We start from the raw sequence: 14,955 nt of genomic DNA on the forward strand, positions 1-14,955 counted from the left end.
CATTTAGTGCGCAAGCAAGCGAAGTTTTGGCTGTTGCAGTTTCTATTGATGAGGAACGCAATCTTACTTCAAAAGATATTGAATCTTACTTCAGACGCGCAAGCAATGCGTATTTTGACGCATTTTTTAAAACACAAAAACATTTCAAAAACAAAGAATCTTTCATCGCTTTTGGCTTAGACGCAATGGAAATCTCACAAACGAAATTTGAAACACAATTAAGACACAAGGAAGTGCAAGAGAAGCTCAAAGCTTGGCAAGATTCTATCGCACAAACAGGCATTCAAAGCGTGCCTAGCTTTATTGTCAATGGCAAATACTTAATTCTAATGGATAAAGTGAAAGATTCGGAAGATTTTATTTATAAAATCAATTATTTACTTGGAATTTAAATTCATAAAAATTTGAAAATATCTTCACAATTTATTAACAAAATGCCTTTATAATTTCAAACGCAAACATAAAAACAACTCAAAAACAAGGAGATAAAGATGAAAACTTTGAAATTATTTGGTGCATTCGCAACTGCTGCGATTCTTTCTACTACTGCAATGGCAGGTTATGATTTTGATGTTGCAGGGCAAATTTCAGCAGTAGATAACAAGAATAAAACCATTACATTATCAGGTCCTGGCGGACAACTCGTGATTAAAGTTTTGCCTTATACAGAAATCAAAGGGGACGATTGTGGTGCTTTTGGGCAAGATGTTTATGGTACTTTCAGAGATTTAACCGTGGGTAAATTTGTAAAAGTTGAAGCAATTCCTTATGGTGGATACAATGCTTATGCCGATAGCAACTCAGGAGCTATCAACCCACAAACAGGTTTGCCACAAAATATGCAGCTCACCGCAAAAGAAATTGAATGGAAATGCTATCCTAGAGCTTACTAATCTTAACGATTATTAATCCCCTTGCAAAGCCTCTTTGGCTTTTGCTCCACACCTTTTTTACAAGATTCTATGCAACAAAATCATAGTATATATGTGTAACTCCCCGCAAAGCACAAACCCAAACTAAAGAATCTCGTGGTTGAATATTTTTAATAGATTAAGATTATAGATTGCTTCCTTATGATGGCGCAGTGTAGAATTGCTATTACGAAGCCTCGTTAGAAGCTGTGGTAATCTACAATTTTGGACTTCGTAAAATAAAAGGCAAGATTCCATCTTTATCTTACTTTAAGAAATTCTACTTTATAATTATATATGAGCATTTGTTCATATATAATTATAAAAGGAGACCTTATGCCAGAAATTGACGAAAATCGCGCCAAAACCCTACAAACAATCCTGAAAACAATTCCACAAGAAGAATTGCTCTACGACCTTGCGGAACTCTTTAAAATCTTTGGTGATTCCTCAAGGATTCGGATTCTCTCGCTTTTGCAAGTGGATAAACTCTGTGTGGGCGAAATTTCTCATTTGTTAAACCTCTCGCCAAGTGCAGTTTCTCATCAACTAAGAATCCTGCGCCAAGCGCGTCTTGTGCGCTACCAAAAAATCGGCAAAGAAGTATTTTATTCACTAGATGATGACCATATTGAAAAGATTTTCAATCAAGGTTTAGAGCATATTCAAGAAATGTGAGGAAAAAGATGAACTGCTACAACAATCAATGCGAAACTATCTATGCAAAATCCAAAGAAAAATTTCTCCACCAAACCTTTTTTATCGGCGCAATCTTGCTCTATTGTGTTGCGCTTTTGGTGGATTTAGAAATCTTAAGATTCCATTTAAATCCTCTGATTTTAACTTTCCTCTTTGTTTTTTGTTATTTCACTTTGGGTTTTGGAATCCTAAAAGAAGCTTTTAGAAGTCTTATTAAGCGGGAATATTTTAATGAAAACACTTTAATGGCACTTGCAAGTTTGAGTGCTTTTGGTATCGGCGAGAGTGCGGAAGCCGTAGCGATTCTAATCTTTTATCGCATTGGCGAAAGTCTGCAAGAACGCGTTGTAGAAAAAGCCAAAACGCAGATTCGCTCCCTAAGCGCATTAAAAATAGAAAGTGCGAGAATCCTGCGCGAGAATACACAAATCTCCATTTCTCCACAAGAGATTCAAGCAGGTGATAGACTTATCGTATTTGCTGGAGAAAGAATACCAGCTGATGGCAAAATCGTCCAAGGCGAAAGTAATCTTGACAACTCCGCACTCAATGGAGAATCTATCCCACAAAATGTAAAAGTCGGGGATATGGTTTTCTCTGGTGGGATTAATTTAGATGGAATCTTGCATATCCAAGCAACACAAAATTACGCAAACTCCACCTTTAGCAAGATTCTACAACTCATTGAAGAGGGCAATGCACAAAAAAGTCGCAGCGAGGAATTTATCACAAAATTTGCTCGCTATTATACGCTCATTGTTACGCTCTTAGCCTTTGGAATCGCACTTATTCCGACATTGTATCTTTGGGCTTTGGGGGCAGATTTCACAGAAACATTCCAAACTTGGTCTTATCGGGGGATTATTTTCTTGGTCGTCTCTTGCCCTTGCGCACTCGTGATTTCTATCCCTCTTACTTTTTTTGCCTCTTTGGGTAAAGCCTCTGAAATGGGGATTTTGATTAAAGGCTCAAGCTATCTTGAATCACTAAATTTTGCGCAAACCATTGTATTGGACAAAACAGGCACGCTCACAAAAGGCACGCTCACCCTAAAAGAAATCCGAAGTTATACCTCTTATGATGAAAATTTTATCTTAGAAAAAGCGCAAGAGCTAGAATCGCATTCTAATCACCCAATTGCCAAAGCTATTTTAAACAACAAGATTCCACAAAAAAATCAAGACACGCAAGAAATCAAAAATCTTAAAGAACACGCAGGCGGAGGAATCAGCGCAACAATTGGAGGACAAGCTTTCGCACTTGGCAATGCGCGCTTCATAGAATCCCTTACCAAAACCAACATTCAAGACAAACAAAGCGCGAAATGTCAAGTTTTTTTAAGCCTCGAAAACGAAATCATCGGCTCCATACTTCTTGAAGACACGCTCAAAGAAGAAGCTAAGGAGGCGTTAGAGAAGCTAAAAATGCGCGGAATGGAGTGCGTGTGCCTAAGCGGAGACAAGCAAAGTGTAGCACAAGAAGTCGCAAAGAAAGTTGGAATCAGCGAGGTTTATGCGGAATTGCTACCAAACGAAAAAGTTGAGCATTTACAAAAGATTCTAATGGAACAAAAGGCGCAAGGTAAAAAGGTAATTTTCGTAGGAGATGGAATCAATGACGCACCCTCTTTGGCATTAAGTGATATTGGAATCGCAATGGGAAAAGTCGGTAGTGATGTCGCGCTAGAGGGAGCAGATATTGTCATTATGGACGATGATTTAAACAAGATTCCACTTGTTTTACAAATCGCAGGCAGGACACGAAAGATTTTGTGGGAAAACATTATTTTCGCGCTTGGCACAAAAGTACTGATTATGATACTTGGCACACTTGGAATCGCGAATTTATGGCTTGCTCTTTTTGGAGATGTGGGAGTGGCATTGCTCGCCCTTCTCAACGCCAAGCGCGCAATCCACTAAAAATATATTATAATCTTGGTTTATTTTCTAAAAAGATTATCTACATTAAAAAGGTTGTTGAAAATTTTATAAGGGAAAATTATAGAATTTGGAAAAAGAGCAAAAATGACTTTAGGGCAAAAAACTTAAAGTGCCCCCTAACGACAGATGAAATAGGGGATAAAAATTTCAATTTTATCTTTTGTCTTAGAAATGTAACTATCAGGGGCGAGGATATTTTATTTTTTGAAGCCTATCTTTATCGTGATGTTCCAAAAGATCCAAAAAAATACTTTAGAAGTCTTTTGCTAGAGGTAGGCAATTCTGATTTAAAAATAGGTGGGATTGTCGGATTCTTAACGAGAATCCGAAGCAACTGCAATGGCTTTTTGGAAGACTCTCAAGCCAAAGCAGACAAACTTTTATTACGTTACATTAATGGCGTGTGATAAAATCTTTCACATAAAACCAATCACACATTATAGATTTCTGTTTTTCGTAAAGTCATTCTATAAAGATTCAAACAAATCTCACAAATATTGCTTAACTTCCCTTTGTGTTTAAAGATTGGAGAACGCAATAAGGCATTCTACAAATTGCCTTATTGGGTATCTATTAAATACATTAGAGTCTCCCACTTACCTGCTCTTTTGGCAAGATTCCTTTCAAATCATACACAACCACTTTCCCACGATTTTTAAAATCTAATGCCTTAAACTCGTTATGTGCAACTGCAACAATCACAGCCTTGTAATCTTGCAATCTAAATTTTTCCATTTCTTGCAAAAATAGCCCATATTCCCTTTTGACCTCCTCCGTATCTGCCCACGGGTCATAAACCTCCACATTGCATTCAAAATCTTGTAATTCTCTAATTACATCTACGACACGAGAATTACGAATATCTGGGCAGTTTTCTTTGAAAGTAATCCCAAGAATCGCAACTTTGCTTCCCACGATTTGGTGCGCATTTTTAACCATTAGCTTAATCACGCGTTCGGCAACCACAACCCCCATATTATCATTAATATGACGTCCAGCTAGAATCACTTGCGAATGATAGCCTAGAGATTCCGCCTTGTGCGTGAGATAATAAGGATCTACGCCAATACAATGTCCGCCGACAAGCCCCGGACGAAAGGGTAAGAAATTCCACTTGCTCCCTGCTGCTTCTAGCACTTCTAAGGTATCAATCCCTAGTTTTTCAAAAATCAATGCAAGCTCATTCACAAAGGCGATATTAATGTCTCTTTGCGAATTCTCAATGACTTTTGCTGCCTCTGCAACTTTGATACTTGGTGCTTTGTGCGTGCCAGCCGTGATAATGCTTGCATAAAGCGCATTCACTTCCTCTGCAACTTGCAGTGTAGAGCCACTTGTTACTTTTTTGATATTGGGCAAGCGGTGGGCTTTATCTCCGGGATTAATGCGCTCGGGCGAATATCCGCAGAAAAAATCCACATTAAACTTTAGCCCGCTTGTTTGCTCCAAAATCGGCACACAATCCTCCTCTGTGCAGCCCGGATAAACCGTGCTTTCATAAATCACAATATCGCCTTTTTTCAAGACTTTTCCCACGCTGCTAGAGGCTTTTTGCAAAGGCGTTAAATCGGGCTTATTATAGTTGTCAATCGGTGTTGGCACGGTAACAATAAAAATCTGTGCTTCTCTTAAATCCTCCAAATCAGTTGTAAAATGCAAATGTTTAGCACTCTTAAGTTCGGATTCCTCTACCTCTAATGTGCGGTCATAACCGCTCTTTAGCTCCTCAATGCGTTTCGCAAAAATATCAAAGCCTAGCACTTTATAAGTTTTGCCAAATTCTACCGCTAGGGGCAATCCAACATATCCAAGTCCAATCACAGCAAGAGTTTTCATTCGTTTCCTTTATCCATAAATTTGAGTAAAATTTTATCTACTTTTTCTAAACACATTCTAAACTTTCTCTTTAAGATTCCATTAAAATTTTTATTGTTTTGCTTTATGAATTCCAAAGATATGGATTGCCACGCAGTTTTATAAAATACTTGCAAGAACAAAAGTTAGATAAATTACCGCAATTGTGCATAACGAAATCCCTCAAGACAAAATGCGCACTATAAGAACACAATAAAATCACAATCCATTGATAAAATCTGCTTCCTCTGCGCCAAATTCCATTTGAAAAGGTAATACCTTTAAGATTTCACCCTCCACAATAGAATCCCGTGATACATCAAATACCACCAACGCATTGCCCAAAGCCATAGGCATAACCTCGCTAGAACCATATTTGCCACCCTTGACAAAACTAACACAATCCCCTCGTATTTTTGCAAGCACTGCCTCTGTGCGACTTTTGCGCGGGAGATTGTGTGCCGATTTGAACAATAAAAATTGCGGATAATGCGCACTTGCTCCGCTTAATTGACGCAAAAACGGCACGATGAGCAAACGCAACAAAACCGCTCCTGCTAGAGGATTTCCGGGGAGAGCAACGATAAACTTAGAATCCAATTTAGCAACCATAATCGGCTTTCCGGGCTTGATTTGCACGCCACTTAACACCATTTGTGCTCCACTTTGCTCCAAAACTTCTCGGATAAAGTCTGCTTCTCCCTTGCTTGCGCCACCACTTGTAAAAATCACATCACTTGGGGATTCTAATGCCCTCTTGATAACATTCTGATTATCGCTTAGGATTCCCCCATAATGGCTACCAAAACCATAGCTTTTAAGAATTGCTTGAATCATTGTGGAATTAGAATTATAAATCTGATAAGAATCCGCTTGCTCCCATATTTCCTTTAGCTCATCACCACTCGCAAACACGTTAATCTTCAATGGAGCAAGGACTTTCACATAACTTATCCCTTGCGTGGCAAGCAAAGTCAAAGAATCGGCACTCAAAGTCGCGCCTTTTTCTAAAAGCACAGAATCGCGTGCGACCTCCTCACCGCATTTGCGAATATTCGCTCCTTTTTTGAGATTCTGCGGGGCAAGAATTTGCTCTGTGTTTTCAAATCCTCCCTCAATCTCCTCAAAAGGCACGACACAATCCGCTCCATTAGGCACTTTTGCACCTGTCATAATCTTGGCACATTCCAAGTCTCCCAAATCCACTTCCGCGCAATCTCCCGCAAAAATCTTTGATTGGATTTTCAATTTTTTGCCTGCATTTGCAACTTTTAACGCATAGCCGTCCATTGCGGAATTATCAAAGCGAGGCAGAGAAATTTTAGCACAAATCGTTTCTGCCAAGATTCTATCTTGCGCCTCTAAAAGCGGTAAAACCTCTATGTGTCTATGGAATTCCTGTGTGGCATTGCGCAAGGATTCTATGGCAGTTTTTAGGTTTTGAGGTTCTTTTTTCATTTCTTTTCCTTAAAAATTCTTAGCCCAAAGCTCTTAATTGTGCATATTTTTTCGCAATTTTTTGGGCAATCTGTGGAATCAAACTTGGAGAAATATCTAAAAAGCTAAGGCTTAACAGCTCTCTTGACTGCTCTTGTGTGTATCCCATTTCACGCAAGACAAAAGAGGGGCGCGCAAAGCCAAAAAGGCATTCTTGCCCATTGATGACATTAAGACCATCAAAAAGCAAACTCTGAATTAGATTCCGCGCTTTGATACCCTTTAGCCCCAAAGGCAAAGTATTAGGAGGCGTTGGGTAAAAACAATAACAACTCTCGCGTAATCCCATTTTTCTTAAATTCACTTTTAAAGCATTAAAAAAATCGTGCGCCAAGTTGCTTGAAAATCTACTCGCTGCAGATTTTGCACAAGAAGTCTTTAGCGCAATAGCTTGCCTAAAAACATCATAAAGATGCTGAATCTCCAAATAAATATTAGAGATTCCATCAAGCTGATTGGCTGCTAGCACGCCAAAAGGGCGCATAATACCCAAATTCTCACCATTAAGCAACATTATATCTGCCTTTGGCAAGGGTAGATTCAAGGCAACTGCATAGCTAATATCCACAACTTTTAATACATTTTGCGGTAGCGATTCTATGGGGTTTAGCGTCAAAATATCTTCATTGATGAGCGGTAGAATAAAACAATCTACGCCTTTATCCAATGCTGCATTAATGGAATCTTGGTTGATACTTCCACTGACAAAATCCGGCACAAGCGGAAAAATATTTTCTTTGTGCGGAGAATGCAAATAGGCACAATACAACATATTGTGGCTTGAAAGCGCAAGGGCGACTTTAAAATGCTTGCAAAGATTGTCAAGCAAGCAATAAAAAGATTCTACATTAAAGCTGAAGGGACGCACGATTCTCATACCCAAAAGAGCACAAAGTGCTTGGGCGTCTTTGAGAATCTCTTGCGAATGTGTAGGCGTGATAGACGGATAATTCACACTCTTAAGTTGGATTAAATGCTGATTTAATTCCGCATTTAATGGAGGATTTTGCAACCTATCTAGCATTTTAGTTCATCACTTAAAAGTTCGCTTGCCATCAGTATTGACAATGTCTTGAAAGCTATCCAAATAATCCAAATAGGCAATCAAATATTTACGACTAAGGCTCAAATGTGCCTTGAAATTCCCCAAATCTAAATATCCCTCTTGCTTGATGATTCCGCGCATTAGCTCCAAAAGTCGCGTCAAAACATCGCTACAAATGAAAAGCTTATGGTTTAAGCGCACAATCTTTCTTTCGTGCGTTAGCCGCTTGAAAATAGAATCTCCTGTTTGTCTGTCAATATCCAACAAGTCATATAGATTATAAGGTGCGATTGGCTGAAACTCTTGATTATGCAGGGTTTCATAAATGGTTTTATAAAAATAATCCTCAATCTTTTCCGCATTGCTTGCTTCTAAGCCCAAAACATTTTGAGGGGAAACATAAAAGGAATCGGCTTTATTTAATTTTTGATTCATCAGCATTTCATCTAAAACACTTTTGGCAAATTCCTCTGCAATCCAACTTTGCTTCTGGCTCAACAATACCGCGGAAAGAAGTGCGTTGGGATTCTTAGACAAAATCTTAAAAATCGCTTCTTGAACAATCCCCCTTGCAACCTTTGAATAAACAATCAACTCCCTTGCACATACAAAACATTGCGGAATTTGAGAGGCAATCTCTAAGCTCATTGCTTGCGAGATTCCAAAACGTTGCGTCGCACTAATGAGTCCAAAACCTTTCTTATGCGCATAAAGCAAAATTTCAAATGCGCCTTTGAAATCTCCTTGACTTAAAAATTCCAAATATTTTAGCTTTTGCGATTTTTTCATAGGATCTACAATAGGGCTTAGGATTTTGCCTCCGCCTAAGGTTTGTTTGTCATCACGCAAAACAAACTTCTCATTAAAAATGCCAAAAATTGGAATCTCTGTTTTAAGTGTCGCAAATTTTTTCTCTTTGTCCAAAAACAACAGGTGTGCTGCGCACCGCAATGAACCCAAAAACAATTGCACTTCGCTATTGTGTTCAATCGTTTCAAAAGCGCAAATTTCAACCTCTATGCTATCAAATCCCCGCAAATAGCCCTTTTTGGTTAGCAAGTCTCCACGTTTTAGCTCTTGGTGCGAAACACCACTAAGATTAATTGCCACGCGCGCACCATTTTGTGCTATAGTTTTTGTTTGTCCATGCACTTGGAGATTCTTGATTCCCAATGATCTCCCAAGTTGCGCGCACCAAACTTTATTACCCACGCTTAAATCTCCGTCCATTAATGTTCCACTTACGACACAACCCGCGCCCTTAATCACAAATACGCGGTCAATATAATAGCGGAAAAATCCCAAATCCTGACGCGCTTTTTTGGGCAATGCGAAAAGCACCTTTTTGAGCGCTTGAATGCTTTGTGGCTGATGAATAGAACATTTTAGAATCTGAAAGCGCAAACTAGGAAACTTGCCAAAAAGCTCTTTTACTTCCCCTTGAAGCCTCTCTATCGTATCCAAATCTACCAAATCGCATTTACTCAACACGACAATAAAATCACAGATTCCAAGTAAATAGGCAATCTTTAAATGTTCCAAAGTTTGTGGCATAATGCCCTCATTTGCCGCAATCAAAAGCATAGCATAATCCACACCAAATGCGCCAGCAATCATATTCTTAACTAATTTTTCGTGTCCGGGCACATCAATAAAAGAAAGGTTTTTCTCCCCTTTTTGCAAGTTAGAAAAACTCAAATCTAGAGTAATGCCTCGTTCTTTTTCCTGTGCGAAACTATCGCCCCAAAATCCGTTCAGTGCGGCAATTAAACTTGTTTTGCCGTGGTCAATATGTCCCATTGCGCCAATTATTAGATTCTCTTGCATTATTTTTCTTCGTCCCTCTTATGGTTTTGATTTTTCAAGTCTTCCAATACGGCTGCGATTCTTTCTCTATCGCCCTCCAACAAGGTGCGTGAGTCCAAAAGAACCGCGCTGTTTTCTAATCTTGCAATAATGCCCCTTGCACGCAAAAATTTTTCTAGCCGCTCCTCATTCAAGCCAAAAGCCACTAAATCTTTTGCTGCAATTGCCACGGCAAAGGATTCCAAATAATGACTTGGCATTGCGCCCCCTCCGCTGTAACTTTTCGTTGGAATCACTTTAGGCTCAAATTCCTTTGGAATCAAATCCGCAAGCATTTGGGATTCTTTTTTTAATGTTTCTTTGTCCTTTAAGAGTAAATGGCAAGTCGTAATTTTTTCTATCTTGTTTTCCAAATAAGCATTTAGGGTTGCTTCAAGTGCTGCAATCGTGAATTTATCCACGCGCAACATTCTTAAGAGTTGATTTTTTTTGAGTTTATCTATCAATACTTTTTTGCCAAAAATAATCCCCGCTTGCGCACCACCTAAAAGCTTATCGCCACTAAAACTTACAAGACTTGGATTGAGTTTTGCAATCTCTTCTAAAGCAGGTTCAAATTTTTTCAAACTATTTTCAAAGCCATTCAAGCCGAAGTATCCACTTCCTAAATCATAATAATCTACTAGATTCCGCTCGGAAGCTAGTTTTACAATCTCTTCAAACCCCACTTCCTTGACAAAACCACTCATTGCATAGTTGGACTTGTGCGCCTTAAACAACATTGCAGTATTTTCATTAATCGCCTCTTGATAGTCGCGTAAATGCGTTTTGTTTGTCGTGCCAATCTCACGCAAAATTGCTCCAGAATCCTCCATAACTTTTGGAATCCTGAAACTCCCGCCAATCTCAATGAGTTCCCCACGCGAAACAACCACCTCCTTACCTTTTGCAAAGGTGTTAAAAATCAAAAACACCGCTGCGGCATTATTATTGACAACTAGCACATCTTCTGCACCTAAAAGCGCCTTGAATAAACCCTGCAAATGCACATAACGTTCGCTGCGACACCCTTTTGCTTCATCGTATTCTAAATTATTATAGCGTGTCAAAAGAGGCAAAATTTCTTGCACAATCACGGGAGAAAACACGCTACGTCCAAGATTCGTATGCACCACGATTCCAGTCGCATTCACAAGAGGCTTCAAAGATTTTTGCGTGAGATTCTGATAAGATTTTATTACTTCTTTTGCGCAGGATTCTATCTCTAATCTTGCACCACCACTAAGCAACCTTTCCTTATAAGAGATTAAAAAATCTGCAACAAGGCTTTTTACTAAAGGATAATTTAAATCGCTATTTTGCGCATAGATTGCTTGTAATAGCTTGTCTGTTTTTGGGATATGTTGTAGAATATTTTGCATTACCTATTCTCTTTTTTTAAATTTCAGTCTAAAAGCGTAGCGCATTCTTACTTTATTTTCTGTGAATTTTGAATAGATTTTGATATAATTTTTAATATTCAATTACTTGATAAGGCTTGCAATGAAAAAGATTCTATTTGCGATTGATGGAACAAAATCCTGCCAAAAAGCAGCAGAATTTGTAGTTGGCTTTTTTGGCGATAGAGAGGATTGCACAATTACAATTATCCACGTCAAAACCCCCATTATGCTTTATGGAGAAGCTGCACTTGCCGCTTACGAAGAAATAGAAAAAAAGGAAAACGCACAAAGTGATAAGCTTTTAGAAGAATTTAGTGCAATTTTCACCAACAAGGGCGTCAATGTCAAACAAAAACTCCTAGAAGGGGAAGCCGTAGCAGAAGTGTTGTCCTATGCAAAAGACTTTGATTTGCTTGTGATTGGACAAAGCGAAGAAAGTTTTTGGAATAAAATCTTTTCTACCAATCAAAACGACTTCTCGCAAAAATCCCCGATTCCTATTTTGATTGTAAAATAAGGCGTCTTGATGAAAACCTTAACGCTTGCGAGCATTTATGAAATACAAGGGCACACTTATGAAGCTGCAGAAATCTATAAAACTATCCTAGAAGAAGACCCTAACAATGCAGAAGCCAAAATTGCCCTCAAGCGTCTTGTAAGTAATCGCAAGAATTATGGCAAAGCAAGTGAAGATATGTTAAATTTATTTATCCAAATGGATAGCGAAGTTGAATTTAACGAGTTTGAAAGGTGGTTAGGACAACTATGGAACTAAAAGAAGCGATTTTACAAACCTTAGCTGAAATTGATTCTAGTGATTCCACATTTAAGGAATTAGACTCAAAAGACACACAAGAACCCAAACTTGAACGCGATGCTTTGTTGGATATTTTGCCCTCTGACAATCCAAGCCACGAAAACACAAATGCGCAGAATCCTTACGAGCGAAAGATTGAAAAATTAGACTTTAAAAATGCCGAAGAGCTTAAAATGCTCTTAACGAAATCCTATTTAGAAGAGGAAAGGTTTTTGAATGCTTTGCAAGAAAGAATCCTCGTGCTTTTTGAAGGATTACAATCCCCAAATAATCGCAATATTGAAACCAAAGTAGATATGATTTTGAATTTTTTAGAATTTACTCTAGCCATTATTGACGAAAAAAAGAATCAAAAATGAAAAATTTTTCTTTATTTACTTTTGATTTACTATTTTGTTTTATAATTTCGTCATCTCAACGGGATGAGTTGAGAGACAAACTTGATACAATGTTAAGTTTGGGCTTTTTACAAAGAAAGGCTTTTCATCCACTTCTCCTTTGCTTAAGGACACTTAGCGTGAGCAAGTTCTTTGAAATTATTGTCAATACTAGCGGGCATTTTCCTAAATTTTTATTTAACCCCCTAAAATACCCAATCCTCCTTTTTGCAAGGAAAATGCCGTGCTAGAAGTATTAATGATTGAAGATGACTTGGAGTTGGCGACCATTCTTAGCGAATACTTGAAAGCTCATAATATTAATGTAACAAATTATGACGAGCCTTATACGGGCATGAGTGCGATAAACACTCGACATTTTGACCTCCTTCTTTTAGATCTAACACTCCCAAACCTAGATGGGCTGGAAGTTTGCAAGAAGGTCGCGAAAGCAAAGCATATCCCCATCATTATCTCGTCTGCAAGACACGATATTGACGATAGAGTATTAGGGTTAGAGTATGGTGCGGACGATTATATCCCCAAACCCTATGACCCAAAAGAACTTATTGCGAGAATCCATAGTGTCCTTCGTAGATACAATTTAGGCAAACAATCCAAAGAATCTGAAACATCTATTCTTCCATTTCAACTAGACAAGGGAAGCAGAGAAATTTATCTTGACAACGAAGTGCTTAATCTAACCAAAGCAGAATACGAAATCCTAAGCTTTATGCTTGACAATGTCAATCAAGCTCTTACGCGTGATTCCATTGCTGCACATTCAGATTCTATTAATCCGGATTCTAGCAACAAAAGCATTGATGTGATTATCGGGCGTTTGCGCAACAAAATAGAAAAAAACAACAAAAAGTTTATCCTTTCCGTGCGCGGAATCGGCTATAAACTTCAGCTAAAAGATGATTAAAAATTCTATTGTTGTCAAAATTACCATTTTGTTCATAGTGGCGATTATTTGTTTGGGCGCATTTTCTTATTATTTTATTCGGGAAGAAATCAACGAAAATATCCTAAAAGACCAACTCAAATACAACCAATTCCTCGCTACCATCAATCAATTAGTGCGTTTTGGCGGGAATGTGGATTTGATTGAAAAATACCTTAAAGAATTGGATTTACACCAAATCCAAGATGCCAAAACATTAGAGCAATTCCAAAACCATTTGACGCAGAATCTTGCCAATGGAATGATTGCAAAAATCATCAAACAAGAAAATGGCATTTATCTCTTTTTGCAAACACCGCAAGAATGGAAACTCTATGGTGGGCTTTATTCGCATAGGCTTTTTAATTATTACATTATTACATTTTTTGCTTTTTTGATTGTTGTATTCTTGTTCGCATTAGTTATCAAAAGCATTTTGCCCCTTAAAATCTTGCGCAAAGAGATCCGTAAATTTGCCGATGGACAGACGAATATTTCTTGCAAAATTAGCCAAAATGACGAAATCGGCGAGCTTGCGCGCGAATTTGAAAATGCCGCAGAAAAAATTAATGCCCTAAACCAATCCCGACATCTTTTCTTGCGCTCCATTATGCACGAACTTAAGACGCCGATTACCAAAGGCAGAATCACAGCAGAAATGGTTGATAATCCGCTTTACAAAGAGCGACTTTGCAATGTGTTTGAGAGGCTTAATAGCCTCATTAATGAGTTTGCAAAAATTGAAGAGTTAAGCTCACGCAATTATTGCCTTAACAAACAAGATTATGTCCTAAAAGACATTTTAAATCGCGTTTTTGGAATGCTACTTTTAGACAAAGAGCAAATCCAAGAGCTTTTTTTATTGCCTAGTGAAAATTATCTTTTGCATTGCGATTTTGAAATGCTTACCCTAGCAATTAAAAATTTGCTAGATAACGCACTAAAATACAAAATCAAAGACAAGGTAGAAATTAAAGTTGAAGGAGACAATCTCGTGATTGCAAACTTCGGCGCGCCTCTGCCTTATAGCCTAAAAGACCACGCAAAACCCTTTTTCAAAGACAACAAGTCCAACAAAAATGGTGGATTGGGCTTGGGCATTTATATCGTCAAAAGCACTTTGGAATCCCAAGAGCTAAAGCTAGATTATCGCCACGAAAAAGACAAAAATTATTTCCTGATTCAAGGCATTATCACAAACACCAAACCCTAAAGGAGAAATATGTTTAAACGTTTAAGAAGAGTTCGGCTAAACCCTATCGTGCGGAATCTCGTAGAGGAAACAAGCTTGCGCACAGAAGACTTAATCTATCCCCTCTTTATTACGCACGGAGAGGGCATTAAAAATGCAATCCCTTCTATGCCTGATGTCTATCAATTAAGCATTGATAATGCCTTAAAAGAATGTGAGGAGTTAGAGCGATTAGGCATTGAAGCAATTATGCTTTTTGGGATTCCAGCGATTAAAGATAGTGTGGGTAGTGAGGCACTAAGTTCGGAGGGCATTATCGCGCAAGCCTTGCGCGCAATCAAGGCAAAATTTCCAAATATGCTTTTGTGCGTGGATTTGTGTTTTTGCGAATACACAGACCACGGGCATTGTGGAATCCTAAACCCAAAA

Annotated in this window: 15 protein-coding genes and 1 pseudogene; 11 read left to right on the forward strand and 5 right to left on the reverse strand. The window is 38.3% G+C overall.

Annotated features, from left to right (window positions below; all coding sequences use genetic code 11):
* From Q1553_RS03890 to Q1553_RS03910, 5 genes are all read left to right on the forward strand, one after another.
* A partial coding sequence (locus Q1553_RS03890; RefSeq protein ID WP_300842769.1) for a thioredoxin domain-containing protein occupies positions 1 to 392 on the forward strand: 392 nt, incomplete at its 5' end.
* A 99-nt stretch (positions 393 to 491) separates the two neighbouring features.
* Positions 492 to 893: a hypothetical protein gene (locus Q1553_RS03895; protein ID WP_297570706.1), complete on the forward strand. Its 402-nt coding sequence runs from the start codon at positions 492 to 494 to the stop codon at positions 891 to 893.
* A 354-nt stretch (positions 894 to 1,247) separates the two neighbouring features.
* A complete protein-coding gene (locus Q1553_RS03900; protein ID WP_297570705.1) occupies positions 1,248 to 1,589 on the forward strand; it encodes a metalloregulator ArsR/SmtB family transcription factor in 342 nt (113 codons plus the stop codon).
* 8 nt (positions 1,590 to 1,597) lie between these two features.
* Positions 1,598 to 3,529: a heavy metal translocating P-type ATPase gene (locus tag Q1553_RS03905; protein ID WP_297600126.1), complete on the forward strand. Its 1,932-nt coding sequence runs from the start codon at positions 1,598 to 1,600 to the stop codon at positions 3,527 to 3,529.
* A 284-nt stretch (positions 3,530 to 3,813) separates the two neighbouring features.
* A complete protein-coding gene (locus tag Q1553_RS03910) occupies positions 3,814 to 3,957 on the forward strand; it encodes a hypothetical protein (RefSeq protein WP_181881648.1) in 144 nt (47 codons plus the stop codon).
* A 175-nt stretch (positions 3,958 to 4,132) separates the two neighbouring features.
* Here Q1553_RS03910 and tviB read toward each other — a convergent pair whose 3' ends face one another.
* The 5 genes from tviB to selA form a co-directional block, all read right to left on the reverse strand.
* Positions 4,133 to 5,386 (reverse strand): Vi polysaccharide biosynthesis UDP-N-acetylglucosamine C-6 dehydrogenase TviB, encoded by a 1,254-nt coding sequence (tviB, locus tag Q1553_RS03915; protein WP_115551765.1) that lies wholly within the window; start codon positions 5,384 to 5,386, stop codon positions 4,133 to 4,135.
* 237 nt (positions 5,387 to 5,623) lie between these two features.
* A complete protein-coding gene (locus Q1553_RS03920) occupies positions 5,624 to 6,862 on the reverse strand; it encodes a molybdopterin molybdotransferase MoeA (protein WP_297578303.1) in 1,239 nt (412 codons plus the stop codon).
* 19 nt (positions 6,863 to 6,881) lie between these two features.
* Positions 6,882 to 7,925, reverse strand: a complete 1,044-nt coding sequence (locus tag Q1553_RS03925) for a nitrogen fixation protein NifS (protein ID WP_300691948.1) — start codon at positions 7,923 to 7,925, stop codon at positions 6,882 to 6,884.
* A gap of 9 nt (positions 7,926 to 7,934) precedes the next feature.
* Positions 7,935 to 9,773 carry a selenocysteine-specific translation elongation factor gene (gene selB, locus Q1553_RS03930; protein ID WP_300842770.1) on the reverse strand — a complete coding sequence of 613 codons (1,839 nt, stop codon included), beginning with the start codon at positions 9,771 to 9,773 and terminating at the stop codon, positions 7,935 to 7,937.
* Positions 9,773 to 11,173, reverse strand: a complete 1,401-nt coding sequence (gene selA, locus Q1553_RS03935; RefSeq protein WP_115551769.1) for an L-seryl-tRNA(Sec) selenium transferase — start codon at positions 11,171 to 11,173, stop codon at positions 9,773 to 9,775. The genes selB and selA overlap by 1 nt, the downstream gene beginning before the upstream one ends.
* Before the next feature lie 121 nt (positions 11,174 to 11,294).
* On the opposite strand from selA, the gene Q1553_RS03940 reads away from it, so the two are divergent.
* From Q1553_RS03940 to Q1553_RS03965, 6 genes and pseudogenes are all read left to right on the forward strand, one after another.
* Positions 11,295 to 11,711: a universal stress protein gene (locus Q1553_RS03940; RefSeq protein ID WP_115551770.1), complete on the forward strand. Its 417-nt coding sequence runs from the start codon at positions 11,295 to 11,297 to the stop codon at positions 11,709 to 11,711.
* Between the two features lie 9 nt (positions 11,712 to 11,720).
* Positions 11,721 to 11,969 (forward strand): tetratricopeptide repeat protein, encoded by a 249-nt coding sequence (locus Q1553_RS03945; RefSeq protein ID WP_181881649.1) that lies wholly within the window; start codon positions 11,721 to 11,723, stop codon positions 11,967 to 11,969.
* A complete protein-coding gene (locus Q1553_RS03950; RefSeq protein WP_115551772.1) occupies positions 11,960 to 12,370 on the forward strand; it encodes a hypothetical protein in 411 nt (136 codons plus the stop codon). Before Q1553_RS03945 ends, Q1553_RS03950 begins: the two co-directional genes overlap by 10 nt.
* Before the next feature lie 262 nt (positions 12,371 to 12,632).
* On the forward strand, positions 12,633 to 13,316 hold the full coding sequence (locus Q1553_RS03955) for a response regulator transcription factor (RefSeq protein ID WP_297600131.1): 684 nt from the start codon (positions 12,633 to 12,635) through the stop codon (positions 13,314 to 13,316).
* Positions 13,309 to 14,547, forward strand: a complete 1,239-nt coding sequence (locus Q1553_RS03960) for an ArsS family sensor histidine kinase (protein WP_115551775.1) — start codon at positions 13,309 to 13,311, stop codon at positions 14,545 to 14,547. The genes Q1553_RS03955 and Q1553_RS03960 overlap by 8 nt, the downstream gene beginning before the upstream one ends.
* Positions 14,548 to 14,556: 9 nt before the next feature.
* A pseudogene (locus Q1553_RS03965) lies at positions 14,557 to 14,955 on the forward strand (porphobilinogen synthase); the annotation flags it as partial.

This window comes from Helicobacter sp. UBA3407 (assembly GCF_949747025.1).
GTDB classification, from domain to species: domain Bacteria; phylum Campylobacterota; class Campylobacteria; order Campylobacterales; family Helicobacteraceae; genus Helicobacter_D; species Helicobacter_D ganmani.